Origin of the sequence: Mesobacillus maritimus (genome assembly GCF_023715205.1) — a bacterium.
GTDB lineage: Bacteria > Bacillota > Bacilli > Bacillales > Cytobacillaceae > Mesobacillus_B > Mesobacillus_B maritimus_C.
Genome location: NZ_JAMBNR010000007.1, coordinates 12,033 through 27,346, shown reverse-complemented (window position 1 = coordinate 27,346; position 15,314 = coordinate 12,033). Strand labels below are relative to the sequence as shown.

Annotated in this window: 17 protein-coding genes and 1 other annotated feature; of the genes, 1 reads left to right on the top strand and 16 read right to left on the bottom strand. The window is 38.5% G+C overall.

Features of this window, described 5'->3' with window-relative positions; translation table 11 throughout:
* Positions 1-9: 9 nt before the first annotated feature.
* Positions 10-180 (bottom strand) — a binding site (T-box leader).
* A gap of 51 nt (positions 181-231) precedes the next feature.
* The 15 genes from recO to rpsU all read right to left on the bottom strand — a co-directional run bounded on the left by recO (position 232) and on the right by rpsU (position 12,299).
* A complete protein-coding gene (recO, locus tag M3182_RS11200) occupies positions 232-984 on the bottom strand; it encodes a DNA repair protein RecO (RefSeq protein ID WP_251436466.1) in 753 nt (250 codons plus the stop codon).
* Positions 985-1,014: 30 nt separating this feature from the next.
* Entirely contained in the window at positions 1,015-1,158 is a 144-nt protein-coding gene (locus M3182_RS11195; protein ID WP_251436389.1) for a YqzL family protein, read from the bottom strand.
* A 178-nt stretch (positions 1,159-1,336) separates the two neighbouring features.
* Positions 1,337-2,242, bottom strand: a complete 906-nt coding sequence (gene era, locus M3182_RS11190) for a GTPase Era (protein WP_251436386.1) — start codon at positions 2,240-2,242, stop codon at positions 1,337-1,339.
* Positions 2,235-2,633, bottom strand: a complete 399-nt coding sequence (locus M3182_RS11185) for a cytidine deaminase (RefSeq protein WP_251436383.1) — start codon at positions 2,631-2,633, stop codon at positions 2,235-2,237. Before M3182_RS11185 ends, era begins: the two co-directional genes overlap by 8 nt.
* A 184-nt stretch (positions 2,634-2,817) precedes the next feature.
* Positions 2,818-3,216 (bottom strand): diacylglycerol kinase family protein, encoded by a 399-nt coding sequence (locus M3182_RS11180; RefSeq protein ID WP_251436380.1) that lies wholly within the window; start codon positions 3,214-3,216, stop codon positions 2,818-2,820.
* Positions 3,194-3,664, bottom strand: coding sequence for an rRNA maturation RNase YbeY (gene ybeY / locus M3182_RS11175; protein WP_251436377.1), 471 nt, complete (start codon positions 3,662-3,664; stop codon positions 3,194-3,196). The genes M3182_RS11180 and ybeY overlap by 23 nt, the downstream gene beginning before the upstream one ends.
* Complete coding sequence (locus M3182_RS11170) at positions 3,661-5,832, bottom strand: HD family phosphohydrolase (RefSeq protein WP_251436374.1); 2,172 nt, start codon at positions 5,830-5,832, stop codon at positions 3,661-3,663. Before M3182_RS11170 ends, ybeY begins: the two co-directional genes overlap by 4 nt.
* A gap of 203 nt (positions 5,833-6,035) precedes the next feature.
* A complete protein-coding gene (locus M3182_RS11165) occupies positions 6,036-7,004 on the bottom strand; it encodes a PhoH family protein (RefSeq protein WP_251436371.1) in 969 nt (322 codons plus the stop codon).
* Positions 6,964-8,193: a sporulation protein YqfD gene (gene yqfD / locus M3182_RS11160; protein WP_251558130.1), complete on the bottom strand. Its 1,230-nt coding sequence runs from the start codon at positions 8,191-8,193 to the stop codon at positions 6,964-6,966. Before yqfD ends, M3182_RS11165 begins: the two co-directional genes overlap by 41 nt.
* A 15-nt stretch (positions 8,194-8,208) precedes the next feature.
* On the bottom strand, positions 8,209-8,493 hold the full coding sequence (gene yqfC / locus M3182_RS11155) for a sporulation protein YqfC (RefSeq protein ID WP_251436365.1): 285 nt from the start codon (positions 8,491-8,493) through the stop codon (positions 8,209-8,211).
* Positions 8,494-8,583: 90 nt separating this feature from the next.
* Positions 8,584-9,069 (bottom strand): YqfB family membrane protein, encoded by a 486-nt coding sequence (locus M3182_RS11150; protein ID WP_251436362.1) that lies wholly within the window; start codon positions 9,067-9,069, stop codon positions 8,584-8,586.
* Between the two features lie 33 nt (positions 9,070-9,102).
* Positions 9,103-10,104 carry a flotillin-like protein FloA gene (gene floA, locus M3182_RS11145; RefSeq protein WP_490715551.1) on the bottom strand — a complete coding sequence of 334 codons (1,002 nt, stop codon included), beginning with the start codon at positions 10,102-10,104 and terminating at the stop codon, positions 9,103-9,105.
* A gap of 14 nt (positions 10,105-10,118) precedes the next feature.
* Positions 10,119-11,402 (bottom strand): NfeD family protein, encoded by a 1,284-nt coding sequence (locus M3182_RS11140; protein ID WP_251558230.1) that lies wholly within the window; start codon positions 11,400-11,402, stop codon positions 10,119-10,121.
* Positions 11,403-11,662: 260 nt separating this feature from the next.
* Positions 11,663-12,109, bottom strand: a complete 447-nt coding sequence (locus M3182_RS11135) for a GatB/YqeY domain-containing protein (RefSeq protein WP_251436360.1) — start codon at positions 12,107-12,109, stop codon at positions 11,663-11,665.
* A gap of 16 nt (positions 12,110-12,125) precedes the next feature.
* Positions 12,126-12,299 (bottom strand): 30S ribosomal protein S21, encoded by a 174-nt coding sequence (gene rpsU, locus M3182_RS11130; RefSeq protein WP_090741070.1) that lies wholly within the window; start codon positions 12,297-12,299, stop codon positions 12,126-12,128.
* 442 nt (positions 12,300-12,741) lie between these two features.
* On the opposite strand from rpsU, the gene M3182_RS11125 reads away from it, so the two are divergent.
* Positions 12,742-13,674, top strand: a complete 933-nt coding sequence (locus tag M3182_RS11125; protein ID WP_251436357.1) for a Na/Pi symporter — start codon at positions 12,742-12,744, stop codon at positions 13,672-13,674.
* A 293-nt stretch (positions 13,675-13,967) separates the two neighbouring features.
* Here M3182_RS11125 and mtaB read toward each other — a convergent pair whose 3' ends face one another.
* Positions 13,968-15,314 carry a tRNA (N(6)-L-threonylcarbamoyladenosine(37)-C(2))-methylthiotransferase MtaB gene (gene mtaB / locus M3182_RS11120; RefSeq protein ID WP_251558128.1) on the bottom strand — a complete coding sequence of 449 codons (1,347 nt, stop codon included), beginning with the start codon at positions 15,312-15,314 and terminating at the stop codon, positions 13,968-13,970.

The following is a 15,314-nucleotide window of genomic DNA, read 5'->3' as shown; positions in this document are numbered from 1 at the left end:
TAATTAAGACATAGGGACGAGAGTTACCCGCGGTTCCACCCTAATTGCTGCATTTAAGCAGCCACTTTGAGCCAAGTTGCTCCGGAACGCCATTCTCTAATGCTCTATAACCTGGCTCACACCATCCCAAGTTCGCTTTTATAGAGGAAATTAGATACTCCTTTCCTTCACCGCAACATATGTAAGTTAATATTAAAAATCATAGCGGAAACAAAATCAAATGTCAACCATCTACAGCTTGTCCTTAAAACGATCCAATTGGTTTAAGAACTTCTTCGTTTTTAAGTTCAATCCAGAATACTCATCATAATAAGCGTTAATTACTTGCTTTAACTCAGCTTTTGTAGAGTCCTTAACAGAGATATTGCCAAGCCGTGAAAGATCTAACATATAAAAAATCCTTAGCAAGCGAATTGTTGCTGAAGAAACCTTATAATGGTACGGATCTTTCTCAATACAACGATGGCAAATTAAACCACCTTCACGGATTGAAAAACTAAAATTCCCTTCAGTACTTCCACAAACCGTACAGTGATCCAAAACAGGATATAAACCAAGAACATTCAACATCTTCATTTCGTAAATATTCACTAGAATATCAAGGTCATATCCTTCATTCATATAATTTAACGTTTGTAAAAGTAATTCAAATAAAAATGGATTCGGTTTTTTCTCTTCAGTACTTTTATCTGTTAAGTCAATCACATAACTCGCATAAGCGGTTAAAAAGATGTCTTCGCGAATGCTTCGCATAGACGTAATCATTTCACCTTGTTGTAAACTTCCCAATCCTCTACCTTTTTGGACAAGATAGTAACCATGAGTAAAAGGCTGGGAGATAGCCGTAAGCCGACTGTTAGGCTTTTTCGCCCCTCTAGCCATCACTCCAACCTTTCCCCATTCACGAGTAAATAAAGTTACAATTTTATTGGTTTCAGCATAATCAGTTGTTCTTATAACGATGCCTTCACACTTTTCCAGCACCATTCTTCACCATCCATTGAGGAGACAAACCTATGAGATGGGGAAATCAATTTCTGCTAGCTCATCTTCCTGATTTTCGGGTATTTCTCGTTTTTCCTGCTCCAACTCCTTGAAGAGGAGATAAGTGTCAATATTACCTGTTTGCTTAAACACCTTCCAGGTAAAATCCAACATCGAAAACCCCACCTTTCATTAATCGGTACTAGCATTTATTACATCCCAAATCCTTAACATTATCATAGCCTGTCAATCAAATTTTCATGTTTCATAAAAATTGTAAAAAGGTTGTATGCATATTATACGACTACACCTAATACATTAAATAGGACTTTCTTATAGGCATGTGTAACGATTAATACTCATCTTCCCTAAATCCATAATCTCGGAGGTGGGAAGCACGATTTCTCCAGTCCTTTTGAACTTTCACCCACAATTCCAAAAACACCTTACTACCTAGTAAATTTTCAATATCGAGTCTAGCTCGTTTCCCAATTTCCTTTAGCATACTTCCTTGCTTTCCAATTATTATGCCTTTTTGAGAAGCTCTTTCAACAATAATGGTAGCCATTACATGCACTTGATCCTTTTCTGAATGTCGCTCCATTTTTTCTATTACAACTGCTAGAGAATGCGGAATTTCTTCACGTGTCAAATGAAGCGCTTTTTCCCTGATTAACTCAGAAACAATGAAACGCTCAGGATGGTCAGTAACTTGGTCACTAGGGTAATATTGAGGTCCCTCCGGCAAATAAGCCTTAATTTGTTCTAAAAGCGTCTCAATATTATTTCCTTCTAAAGCTGATATCGGAACAATCTCTTTGAAGTCAAATTTTTCCTTATAACCATCAATTAGTTCTAATAATTGATCTGGGTGAATTAAATCAATCTTATTGATTATAAGAAAGACCGGTGTTTTGACAGACTGAAGCTTTTCAATGATAAACTCTTCTCCCTTGCCATAGCCTTCCTCGGCGTTCACCATAAACAAAACAAGGTCAACTTCCTTAAGAGTATTTTGTGCAACTTTCATCATAAAATCCCCAAGCCGATGTTTTGGCTTGTGAATCCCTGGAGTATCTATAAAGACCAATTGCGCATCATCTTGTGTGAGAACACCTTGAACTTTGTTGCGTGTTGTTTGGGGCTTATCACTCATGATCGCAATTTTTTGTCCTACTACTCTGTTTAAAAACGTTGATTTACCTACATTTGGTCTACCGATTATGGATATAAATCCTGATTTAAATTCTTTATTCATTTAAGTCCTCCGCTGAAAAAGCTCCTGGTAGTAGATCTTCAACTGTAATCTCTAGTGTATCACCTTTTAAGTTTGTTAATGTAACGGTCATATCCCTTGGGCATAATTCTGATATAACCTGGCGACAAGCGCCGCAAGGAGAAACTGGGCGATCTGTGTCTGCGATTACAGCAAGTGCTTTGAAATTACGATCTCCATGAGCAAATGCACTGAAAATCGCGGTTCGCTCCGCGCAGTTACACATACTGTATGCGGCATTTTCTATATTACATCCATGGTAAACCTTCCCACCATCAGTTAGAAGTGCAGCGCCTACCTGAAATTTAGAGTAAGGAACATAGGCCTTTTCCATCGCTTTCTTTGCTTCACTGATCAACATTGTTGTATTCATTTAAAGGATCTTCCTTTCCACTATTTTACCTTATTTGAAAGGTATTTTCACTGAAAAAAGTTAAAAATTTTAAATTTTCTAAAAAATTATTAATACTATTCAGTTTCATATTCATTTTACATTTTTTCGGTTTCATACTCAAACCACCATTCCAAAAAGATAAAAAGCTGCCCAAAATGAGCAGCTAAGGTTGGATGTACATCAATAATTTGGGTCCCAAAACGATAAAACCAACTAAAACAGAGGTTACAGCAAATAAGAATACCGCTCCGGCTGCCATATCCTTTGCTTGTTTTGCTAACGGGTGATATTCTTCCGTTACTAAATCCACAACCCTTTCAATGGCACTGTTTATCATTTCCGCAGTTAACATCCCCCCAATAGCAAATACAAGAAGAGCCCATTCCAGCTTTGTAAGGGAGAGGAAACTCCCCACAATAATGATAAAACCCGTAAAGAATAGGTGGATTTTTAAATTGCGCTCAGTTTGTATTGCCTTCTTAATTCCTTCTAAAGCATTCCTAAACGAAGCAACAATCGAAAGGTTTTTTTTATTCCCTTTACCTTGTGAGTCCATACTCATCTAAAATTTCCTTTTGGCGATTAAACATCACCTTTTCCTCAGCTTCTGTTTCATGATCATAACCTAATAAATGAAGGAAGCCATGTACAGCTAAGAAGCCCAGCTCCCTCATAAACGAATGATTGTATTCTTCAGCCTGCTCTTTAGCTTTAGAAATCGAAATAATAATATCTCCTAAAACACGAGGCATTTCCAGACCGATTACTTCGATTTCCCCTTCTCCAAGCTCTTCCAATGCAAATGAGATGACATCAGTTGGTCTATCTTTATCCCTGTATTCACGATTTATCTCGTGTATTCGTTCATTTGAAACAAAAGTAATGGAAACCTCACAGTCTTGCTCAATTCCCTCTTTTTTTGCAGCAAATTGAAGCAATTTTTCAATTTCAATTATTTGTTCTTCCGTTAATGCTTCTACTTCATCAATAATATCAATCTCTAAATTCATGTTTTATTCACCTTCTGCTTATTCATTTCTGGGTATTCAATACGTGAATGGAAGATCCCTTTTAGGGTTTCACAAAACGACTCCCCAACAATATTCAACTCTTTTAATGTAATGTCACAATCGCTTAATTGACCATCCTGTAGACGGTCAGCAATAATACTCTTCACTAAGGATTCAATCTGTTCGTGTGTCGGATTAGACATTGAGCGCACTGCCGCTTCAACACTGTCGGCTATACCAATAACCGCGGTCTCCTTTGTTTTTGCCTTAGGTCCTGGATATCGGAAATCCGCTTCTTTAACATCGTCTCCATTCTGTTTTGCTTTATGATAGAAAAATTTTAAGAGCGTAGTTCCATGATGCTGTTCAGCAATATCGACAATTTCCTTTGGAATTTTATTCTTTCTAAGCATTTCAGCTCCATCTATTGCATGGGCAATGATGATATTCTTACTCGTTAATGGTGGTAATTTATCGTGCGGGTTCTCAATATTCATTTGATTTTCAATGAAAAACTGCGGTCGTTTCGTCTTACCTATGTCATGATAATAGCAACCTACTCGAGCTAATAAACCATTAGCACCTATCGCTTCACAAGCCGATTCCGCCAGATTTGCAACCATCACACTATGATGATAGGTACCAGGAGCTTCTGTCAAGATTTTCCGTAAAAGTGGATGGTTAGGGCTCGAAAGTTCAATGAGCTTCATTGTTGATAGGACACCAAAGCCAGCCTCAAAAAAAGGAAGCAACCCTATGGTTAAGACAGCTGAGGATATTCCTGACAGAAAAGCAACCAATAAATTGATACCGTATTCTAAACCAGTATATTGGCTGTTCCGTAACAGAACCAAAGCAATAATTATAAATAGGTTAACCAGCGAAACAAATACACCTGCTTGTAGGATCTTTGAACGTTGATTTTGCTGACGTAAATATAAAACACCAGCCAAACCACTTGCAATAATATAAATTGCCACCATAACATTTAACGTTCCAGTGATCCCCTGATTAAACATAATACTTCCAGAAATCCCTAAAATAACAGCTTGAAAGATGGCCAGTCGCTCATTGATTAAAATCTTTATTAACATCGGTCCCATAGCAGCTGGAAAAACATAACCAATCTCCGATAGTTCATATTCTGTAAATAAACTTAGAAGCTTCATAATTAATAAGGCTGTAACAAATATTAAGCTGAAAATCAAAAGTTGCTTATGTTTGTTTTCTGCAGTATTCATCTCATCGAAGATAAACAAGAGAGTACCTATGATAATAAATATGAACATTGCAAGTCCAACAAAAGGTCTTAGTGAATTTTCATTATCCAATAAACCTGCTAACTCCAACTTATGATAAACATCTCTACTAATAAGTTGCCCTTCTGACACGATAATCTGACCTTCTAAAATCTTTACAGGCTCGACACCATCACCGGCTTGTTGGCGAAGATCTTCTGTCGCTTTTGGATCATAAAATTCATTTTGAATAACCGCAAATCGACCTAGTTCAATGACAGCTTTTTTTAGTCCGCTGTTTAGACTAGTATATTTTAATTCTTCTTCAACACGTTTTTTAGCGTTTTCCACACCATCAGCTGGAATCCGATTGCTCATCACATTGTTAACCGCTGTTACTGTTAAGTCCTTAGCAATGGACAAATCTCCATTGCTTGCGTTTATCATTGAAATAAACGATTGATCTGAAACTTCATCTGTAACCCCTTCAGTCAGTTTCTCCTTGACCCTAGTCAATTTTTCTGACATTACTTCTTCAGGACTAGAGGGACCTTCTCCTTCACCCTCATCTGTTTTTTGAGTGATTTCTTCGTTTACTTCTTCATGGACTTCAGTAATCGTATCAAAAATAGAGGTAATGAGGTCCACCTGATTTTGTGTATATTCCTTCTTAACTGTATATACATCTTGGACCTGATCTATGGCATCTTGTTTCTTTTTTTCTGTGTTCACCTTATCTTCAACGGTTATGGGGGAACGGATTGTCTGGTCTGCAATCGAAAATAGGGTTAGATTCAGCTTTTCTGGTTTTACATTGCTATACATAGACAAAAACATAACCAAACCAAGGATCAGAAAAAGTAAAACCCGAAAAAGCCTGATTTTTAATAAATTTAGTATGCTAGTAAAAGAATGTTGAAGCTTTTCCATCCCAATTCCTCCTTTCCCGTCCTTAAACCGTTAAAATGATTTAATTTGGTAAATTTTATCTTCATTATTTTACATCATACCAGTTTTTTTTCGATTTTTCACCTTTCATCTGGAAAGCGAAAACATGAACATAAACGTGATTTATATGCCCCCCTCGCTCACAATTTATGGAGGAAAGGAAAAAGTCTGCCCAAATAGGCAGACTATTTCACATTATCGACTTGTTCGTAAGCTTTAATGATTCTAGCGACTAATGGATGACGCACTACATCTGATTGTTCGAGATGGACAAACTCCATCCCCTTTACACCTTTTAGAATATCCTCAGCAACAATCAGTCCAGACTTCACCCCTTTTGGTAAGTCTACTTGTGTTTTATCCCCTGTAATGACCATTTTTGACCCAAATCCAAGTCTTGTTAAAAACATTTTCATTTGAGCCTGAGTTGTATTTTGAGCTTCATCTAAAATGACAAAAGCATCATCTAACGTTCGGCCACGCATATAAGCTAATGGGGCTATTTCAATCGTTCCCCGTTCGATTAACCTCTGAGTATGTTCAGCACCTAGAATATCATGGAGTGCATCATACAATGGTCGTAAGTACGGATCTACTTTCTCCTTTAAATCCCCAGGCAAAAAGCCTAGGCTTTCTCCTGCTTCCACAGCAGGTCTTGTTAAAATGATTTTGTTTACATTTCCATTTTTCAGGGAACTAACTGCCATTACCACAGCTAAATACGTTTTCCCTGTACCAGCTGGACCAATCCCGAACACTAAGTCATGTTTTTTAATCGCATTGATATAGTATCTCTGCCCAAGTGTTTTAACTCTGATGGGTTTCCCTTTTGAGTTTCTAGCAATTTCCTCATCATATAAATCATGGAAAAACTCAAGGGTGCCTTTTTCAGCCATTTGAAGAGCGTTAATGACATCCCTCTCACTGATCGTTATCCCTTTTCTTACAACTGCTAGAAGTTTTTCAAGCACATCTCTTGCTAACTCAACCTTTTCTGATGAACCGGAAAGACTAATTGATTCTCCTCTAGTAACGATTGAGATGTTAAGTTGGTTCTCAATTGCTTTTAAATTAGCATCTGCGTTTCCAAATAAAGCAATTGCTTCTTCATGATTAACTAGTTGAATTTCCATCGTTTTTATTTCTTCCGTCATTTTCGTCTCCTTGAATAATTGGTTGACTTTTTGCAATGTCTTCTATAATTTGAAAAAGTATGGATAATTTTACTTTACCATTGTTTATTGACTGATGTAAAATTTCTTCCCCTTTCACTATAGCATCTTCAGGTAACTGGTTTTTTATATCTTTTCTTGCTAAATCCATTGCACGTTTTACGGCTTCCTTCTCAGAATAGCTTCGATTTACTTCTTCCCGCTCGCGAATTGTTTTCGTTGTAACTGCAATCGGTGTTTTCCATTTAAATATTTTTAATTGATGAGTGTTCAATTCTTCTTCATACTCTTGAAATTCATGTTTACCGAAACCCCAAATTGGGATTTCAGCACCCGATATATCAAGGTAAAATTTCCGTTTTTCTTCCCCACTAAAAACTTGAAAGGTGGATTCTAACGGAAGTTCAACTTGTGACTTATACCAAGTTTCCCCTAAAATTTCACCCCGTGCTGCCACTTTTTGCTTCTCATCCTCTTTCCCAATTAAACCCGATACAAGTAGCTGTCCAGGTTTAACATGATCATGAATGCTAACTACTTTTTCTCCTTCCTCTACGAACATTTTTACAATCGTTGCTTTTTTTGTTGCTACAAGGTTTTGCGCATCATATATTTTCGGCTTTTCTGGCTCTTCTTTCTCGACTACTTGGAAGTGATAGGTCGTTCCTCGCAGTTCCACTCCGACCCACGTCAATGCCTTTACCTGATCCGTTAATTCACGTTGAATCACATCGACATTTTCAATTGTGAATTGGGGTTTGCCTATTTTAACCCCCATTTCTTTTAATTCCTTACGTATCTGGTATTCCGTTGCGGGACTGGCTCCTTTTATTTCTATTCCCCACACCATATTTGAAAGGAAAAGAATGAGAGCAAAAAATGCGACACCCCCAAGGACAAATCCACTGTTTGTCCATAATCGTTGTAAAAAGAAAGGGCCACCTGCCCTCTCAATAAATCGGATTTTACACTCACTCTGCCTAGCAGGGCCACGCACTTTTTTAACATCACTTAACTTTATCTGAAATGTGATTGCTTCTGTTCCGTGTCTTTTGACATTCCAGATAAGGATTTCATTTCGGGTCAACTGATTTAAAAAACGTTCAACACCTTTGCCCGTCACTTTGACTCTTACGATCCCAACCAAACCGCTTATCCACTGATTTTTCATGCCCTTCCTCCTGAATCATTCATTGATATATATCACTTGGTCGATTTTTCCTTCGAGTAGGATTTCTTCTGGTAAAATCATTTTTATAACAAACGCTTTCCCTTTTACAAGCAGCTGACCTTGCTCAAGTAACAGCCGAACTTCCCTATCAGAGAAAGCCAATAAGCCACGGTGGTTCTCAATATAAATATGGATTTGACCAACCATTGTAATTCGGGGGAGATCCATCATGACATCCGGTGGAAGTTCCATTTTTTGAGTCATCCAATTTCGTATGAGCTGGCTCCATTTTTTTGCCATAAAAAAAGAACCCCCTTTCATCTCATATCTATGAGCCAAAAAGGGGTTCTAGCACTTCTTTTTCAGTTTGGAAACGGTTGGAATAAACGTTTATCTCCGTCGGTCACGGTGGTATGGGTTACGCGCGCGCGGCGGTCCTAAAACTTGTGACCAAGCAATACCTTCGATTACTCGATCTGGGCTTGGAGTTAAGTCAAGTGATGTCTCCCCATCGGTTTTTGGATCGACAGCTCGGGTTGGAGCTGTTGGCCGATTAACACTTGAATGAGTTCGTTCAGATGCAATTTGTTCCAATTCTTTTCTTCTTTCCTCGTACTTTTTTTGAATATCGAGGAATGGGTTTTCAGGAACCATTTGCTTTGGATCCATTCTAGGTTCTTCATGCTCTATTGTTTGTGCCATTGTCGGCTCCATACTTTCCGATTGGCTTGCTCGACCATCACTTCTTTGTTGTTGAACAGGACGTGATGGTCTTTTTGGTTCCTGCTTTTGTTCTTCTTTTCCTTTTCTAAAAAGACTTGAAAGAATACCCATTATGATAAAAATTAATAAGGGATTTTCAAATAAGAACTCCATCTGATCTACCCCCTTCCAAGACTAGAATTCCTTTTAGTCATTCTTCTTATCGTCTTTCTTTCCACCAGAGAGCTTACCAAAGGAATCTCTCATGTCCGTATCCGCAGAGATATTTTGGATGTTCATATAATCCATTACACCAATATTTCCTTCTTTTAACGCCTCTGCCATCGCTAATGGTACAGTCGCTTCTGCTTCAACCACTTTCGCTCTCATTTCTTCTACACGTGCCTTCATTTCCTGCTCTTGAGCTACCGCCATTGCACGACGCTCTTCAGCTTTAGCCTGGGCAATCTTCTTATCTGCCTCTGCTTGCTCTGTTTGCAATTCAGCACCAATGTTTTTACCGATGTCCACATCAGCAATATCAATCGAGAGAATTTCAAAAGCCGTCCCAGCATCTAATCCCTTTGCAAGAACCGTTTGAGAAATCATATCAGGGTTTTCCAAAACCTTTTTGTGATTATCAGAAGAACCAATTGTCGAAACAATCCCTTCCCCAACACGTGCCACAATCGTATCTTCACCTGCACCACCGACAAGGCGATCGATATTGGCTCGAACGGTAATTCTTGCTTTTGCTTTAACTTCAATTCCATCCATTGCGACACCGGCAATAAATGGCGTTTCAATTACTTTAGGATTAACACTCATTTGTACAGCTTCTAAAACATCACGCCCTGCAAGATCAATCGCAGCGGCTCTTTCAAAAGTTAGTTCAATGTTCGCACGGTGAGCGGCAATTAATGCGTTCACTACTCGGTCGACGTTCCCTCCAGCAAGGTAATGACTCTCCAACTGGTTAGTTGAAACCCCTAGACCCGCTTTATGCGCCTTAATTAACGGGTTAATGACGCGACTAGGAATTACCCGACGTAATCTCATTCCAATAAGCGTAAAGATACTAACTCGAACACCTGCTGCTAACGCTGAAATCCAGAGCATAACAGGTACAAATGTAAATAAAACACTTAGTAGCAAAATTCCAATTACAACTGCTACTAGAACAAAAATCGTACTTGTACTCATAACCATAAAAACTCCTCCTATCAATCTTCAGATTCTACTAACTCCCGAACAACAATTCGAGACCCTTCTGCTTTTACAATTTTAACCTTCTTATCTTTCTGAATAAAACTCCCCTCACTGACAACATCAATTCGTTCGTCGCCAATCAGCACAGTCCCTGCTGGCCTTAATGCCGTAACAGTTACACCCTCTAAACCAACTAGTTCAGTTCGTGTTTTATTAGAAATATATCCATCTTCCGTACTAGTTGAATCAGTAAGGATTATTTTCCTGAAAAATTTCATCCTCTTTCCCATCACCTTTACCATTAGGATTGAAACTAGTATCGCAACAAAGAGAGCAATTAACAGGGAGATTCCCATATGAACAACATTTCCTGATGCAAGAAAGAAGCTAGCAATAACAGCGATAAAACCAATGATTCCAATAATTCCTCCAGGAACAAATAACTCCAAAATTAATAAGCCAATTCCGACAGCAAATAAAATAAGTGCTTCATAGCCCGCTAATCCAGCTACGAGATGACCATAGAAGAATAAAAGTAAAGAAGTAATTCCCATGGCACCAGGAATTCCAAACCCTGGAGAATAAAGCTCGACTACTAAACCTAGGCTGCCAATTGATAACAAGATCGGGACAACTACGGGGTTTGTAATAAACCGCGCTACCTTTTCAGCAAAAGTTTCATCTACTCTTTTAATTGTCGCATTCTCATATCCCAATGTTTCAATTAACTGCTCTAAATTTTCAACAGTACCTTCAGAATACCCTACCTCTAGCGCTTGTTCTGTTGTCAGGGTTAATAGCGCCCCTTTGCCTGCACCGTACTCCGGCAGATCCACACTCTCTTCTGCCATGGCCTCAGCATAAATAGGATCACGGCCTGACTCTTGAGCAGCACTTCTCATTGCTGCAAGCCAATAAGATTGTGCTTTCTTATCAGCTGCATTACCACTTTGGTCAATGATTGCAGCAGAGCCCATTGTTGCACCAGGCACCATATAAATTTCATCCGCATTCAACGATATAAACGCTCCGGCAGATAAGGCTTGTTTATTCACAAATGCAATCGTTCGAAGGTCCGTGGATGTAAACAGCTTTCCAATTTCACTAGCCGCATCCACAGCACCACCTGGAGTATTCACTTCAAAAATAATGGCAGAAGCTTGATTTTTCTCCGCTTCCGAAACAGCTCTGTTTAAAAAAGCAAAAAGCCCTTTCTCAACCGTTTCTTCAACAGGAACAACATAGATTGTTTCTGCTTCTTTAGCCGCCGTGATTTCTTCAGGAATGAACGATGCCATAAATGCTAGTAGCATGAAGAACAATATAAAAGCTCGACTCCTTTTCAAGTTCTCCCCCCTTTCTTTCCTTTTTTACGGCTTCCTATATTACGGATATCATGCCCAAATGGTTTCATTCCTTAATTTAAATTAAGAAATATATGCAACTTGTCGCTTAATACTTGCATGAAAGTTTATGTATAAGCTTATGTTACCATATGTTCTTCCCTCAGATATATTAAAAGCCGTAAGCAAAATGCTTACGGCCAGTACAAGTTTTTTTATGAAAGGTGTTGTTGTACAAGTTTATTAACAAGTGAACCATCTGCTTTACCCTTTACTTTAGGCATTAAAGCAGCCATCACTTTACCCATTTCAGCTTTCGACGATGCCCCAACTTCAGTGATGGTCTCCGAAATGAATTTCGATAACTCCTCTTCACTTAACTGTTCAGGCATGTACGCTTCAACGTAGGATAATTCCATTCGCAATTTTTCAACAAGGTCTTCACGACCTGCTTTATCAAATTCCTGGAGGGAATCTTTGCGTTGTTTCATTTCGCGAGAAAGTACAGTCAACTCTTCCTCTTCGGACAACTCCTGCTTCCCGAGCTTAATTGCTTCGTTTTGCAAGGAAGACTTTATCATCCGAAACGTCGTGAGTTTGTCTTTTTCCTTGTTCTTCATCGCTTGGATTATATCTTTATTTAAACGCTCGAGAAGACTCATATGATTCCACCCTCTCTTAGAACTTGCGTTTTCTAGCAGCTTCAGACTTTTTCTTACGCTTTACACTAGGCTTTTCATAGAATTCGCGCTTTCTAGCTTCTTGAATTGTACCTGATTTCGATACAGTTTTTTTGAAGCGTCGAAGAGCATCTTCAAGCGATTCGTTTTTGCGAACAACAGTTTTAGACATTCTCTTTCCCTCCCTCCGAACACAACACACTTACATGAAAACACATGGATACCATGTACTTTGCAATTATAATATAACCATCGTATAAGGTCAACTGAATAAATGAAGATAGACAAAATATTATTGCCTAAAATATACACAACAATAAACACCCTTATTAGCTCTAGCATTCCCTTTACTGGTCAATAGGGTTTTGGTTTCTAAGAAGAAAAACATAAAGAGATTTAAACTATACTATTGTACCATCCTTCTCACGCAAGAAAGATACCATAAAATGAAACTTCATTCAGTGGAGTCTTACTCTCTCTCAAGTAATGCGGGATAAAGGAAAACACGACTTGATCTGTGTGCTTTTAAATGTTATAAGCCATTCTGACAAAAAATTTCACGCATGTCCACATTTTATTCTCATAAACATTAAAGTGAAGAGAGGATGGGGACGATGGTCTATTTAGCATTATTTATTTTGTTAGTTCTTGTATTTTTATTTGGAATGATGGGACTTCGAAAAGGGCTCTTTAATCTGTCCGCAGATACAATGAAAAAATGGATCGCTAGTATGACAGATACACCCTTTAAAGGAATGTTGGCAGGGATCATCGTGACTGCTTTACTACACAGTAGTTCGGCAGTCATGGTTATTACAATTGGGCTGATTAGTGCCGGCTTATTGACCTTTCGCCAATCGATTGGAATTATCCTTGGGTCAAATATTGGGACGACTTTCACACTCGAAATCATTACAATCGATATCGACGTTTTCATCGTTCCACTTGCGATACTTGGAGCTATTCTTATGTTCACAGGAAGAGCGCGGAACCAAAACATTGGACGCATATCCTTAGGGATGGCTGCAGTTTTTGCGGCAATGCGTGGTTTTTCTTTTCTAGCAGAGCCCCTGACAAGCTTATCGATTGTTCAAAATATGCTTAACCATATAAACGATAGCCTTTTTTACAGCTTAATTGCTGGCACGTTAATAACAGCAATTATTCAGTCCAGTACAGCCATGTCTGGAATTTTAATGAGTTTCCTGGCAGAAGGAACCCTTCAATTTGCACCTGCTTTAACAGCGATGCTAGGCGCAAATATTGGGACATGTGCTACCGCCTTACTTGCCTCAACTGGTGCAGGAAGAGAAGCTCGGTTAACAGCTTATGCACATTTATGGCTCAATTTAGCTGGGACATTATTTTTCTTTCCATTTATTGATGATTATGCTTTAATCGCGCCATTAACGGCTGATCGCCTTGACGTACAACTAGCTCACGCTAGCGTTCTATTTAATGTAGTGTCGTCCCTTGTAGTATTGCCATTTGCAAATCAATACGGAAAAATGATTCTATATTTTCACGGAAAAGCGGAAGTGAAGTAATAGTTAGTAAGAAAAAACTAGCCCGTTGCGAGCTCACGATTAAGACATTTGGCTGTTAACGTAGAACAGAAAAGGCTGTGATCGTAACGATCTTTGTTAAAATCTTAAAGCGAATTTAACGCAGAATTAGCCAAATTGTGTGTTCGTACTAAGTTTGCAGGCCCTTTTCTCCTAATCTAATAGTTCTTTCCAGTGAAAATAAAGTGTTTCTCTTTATTTTTCTAGAAAGCAACAAGTTTTAAGAAAAGAGCCAAATGAAAAAAGGGAATTGCTTATGCAACTCCCTTTAACTATTAAATAGCAGCTTTTTCATCTACGACTTCTTCGTCGATTACTCGTACAAATTGTCCTTCACTATACGGGTAACCTGCTTTTGTAATTTTCACTTTCACAATTTTCCCTACCATATCTTCTGTTGCCGGCAAGATTACCTTTAGATAATTATCTGTATATCCTACATAATAACCTTCTTTTTCCGAATAACGTTCTTCAGGGATGACTTCAAGCACTTCTTCTTCAAATTGAGAGGCATACTCTTTCGCCAATTGGTCATTTAATGTCAAAAGACGGTGCACCCGCTCATTTTTTACTTCTTCATCTACTTGGTCTTCCATCCGAGCAGCAGGAGTACCTGTACGTTTTGAGTAAGGGAAAACATGAAGCTCAGAGAACTGATGGTCTTTAATAAAATTATAAGTTTCCATAAACTCATCTTCAGTTTCGCCTGGGAAGCCAACGATAACATCAGAAGTAACAGCTAGGCCTGGTAACACTTCTTTTAAACGGTTTAAACGTTCCGCAAAGAATGCCATTGTATACTTACGACGCATTCTCTTCAGTACTGTATCCGAACCAGATTGGATAGGAATGTGCAAATGGCGCACAATAATATTCGATCGATCAATAACCTCAATCACTTCATCTGTGATTTGGCTAGCTTCAATTGAAGAAATACGTAATCTCTTTAAACCTTTTACATTTGCTTCAAGGTCCGTTAGCAAGCGAGCTAAGTTATAATCCTTCATATCCTCGCCATATCCACCGGTATGGATACCTGTGAGAACAATTTCTTTATAACCAGCATCAACAAGTTGTTGAGCTTGTCTAATAACTTCTTGCGGATCACGTGATCTCATCAATCCTCGCGCCCAAGGGATTATACAGAATGTACAGAAATTGTTGCAGCCTTCTTGAATTTTAAGAGAGGCTCTAGTTCGATCGGTAAACGCCGGAACATCCAATTCTTCGTAAACTCGGTTTTTCATAATATTACGAACACCATTAATTGGTTGACGTTCCGTTTTATATTGTTCAATATACTCAAGCATTTTCACTCGGTCTTGAGTTCCTACAACAATATCAACACCAGGAATTGCCATAATCTCTGCTGGTGAAGTTTGCGCATAACATCCAGTTACACAAATAACGGCATCAGGGTTTTTACGTACAGCTCGACGAATCACTTGTCTACTTTTTTTATCCCCCGTGTTAGTCACGGTACATGTATTAATAACATAAACGTCCGCAGTAGATTCAAATTCTACACGGTCATAGTTTTGTTCTTTAAATAATTGCCAGATTGCCTCTGTTTCATAGTGGTTTACTTTACATCCAAGTGTATGGAAAGCAACTGTAGGCAT

Bases quoted from the DNA above. Each gene is read 5' to 3' on its own strand.
- yqfC (WP_251436365.1), bottom strand. From the start codon at position 8,493: ATGGCAAAAAAATGGAGCCAGCTCATACGAAATTGGATGACTCAAAAA.
- M3182_RS11165 (WP_251436371.1), bottom strand. From the start codon at position 7,004: ATGACGGAAGAAATAAAAACGATGGAAATTCAACTAGTTAATCATGAA.
- ybeY (WP_251436377.1), bottom strand. From the start codon at position 3,664: ATGAATTTAGAGATTGATATTATTGATGAAGTAGAAGCATTAACGGAA.
- M3182_RS11170 (WP_251436374.1), bottom strand. From the start codon at position 5,832: ATGGAAAAGCTTCAACATTCTTTTACTAGCATACTAAATTTATTAAAA.
- M3182_RS11150 (WP_251436362.1), bottom strand. From the start codon at position 9,069: ATGGAGTTCTTATTTGAAAATCCCTTATTAATTTTTATCATAATGGGT.
- mtaB (WP_251558128.1), bottom strand. From the start codon at position 15,314: ATGCCTACAGTTGCTTTCCATACACTTGGATGTAAAGTAAACCACTAT.
- M3182_RS11125 (WP_251436357.1), top strand. From the start codon at position 12,742: ATGGTCTATTTAGCATTATTTATTTTGTTAGTTCTTGTATTTTTATTT.
- era (WP_251436386.1), bottom strand. From the start codon at position 2,242: ATGAATAAAGAATTTAAATCAGGATTTATATCCATAATCGGTAGACCA.
- M3182_RS11135 (WP_251436360.1), bottom strand. From the start codon at position 12,109: ATGAGTCTTCTCGAGCGTTTAAATAAAGATATAATCCAAGCGATGAAG.
- floA (WP_490715551.1), bottom strand. From the start codon at position 10,104: ATGGTTATGAGTACAAGTACGATTTTTGTTCTAGTAGCAGTTGTAATT.
- M3182_RS11180 (WP_251436380.1), bottom strand. From the start codon at position 3,216: ATGAGTATGGACTCACAAGGTAAAGGGAATAAAAAAAACCTTTCGATT.
- M3182_RS11140 (WP_251558230.1), bottom strand. From the start codon at position 11,402: ATGGCATCGTTCATTCCTGAAGAAATCACGGCGGCTAAAGAAGCAGAA.
- rpsU (WP_090741070.1), bottom strand. From the start codon at position 12,299: ATGTCTAAAACTGTTGTTCGCAAAAACGAATCGCTTGAAGATGCTCTT.
- M3182_RS11185 (WP_251436383.1), bottom strand. From the start codon at position 2,633: ATGAATACAACAATGTTGATCAGTGAAGCAAAGAAAGCGATGGAAAAG.
- yqfD (WP_251558130.1), bottom strand. From the start codon at position 8,193: ATGAAAAATCAGTGGATAAGCGGTTTGGTTGGGATCGTAAGAGTCAAA.
- M3182_RS11195 (WP_251436389.1), bottom strand. From the start codon at position 1,158: ATGTTGGATTTTACCTGGAAGGTGTTTAAGCAAACAGGTAATATTGAC.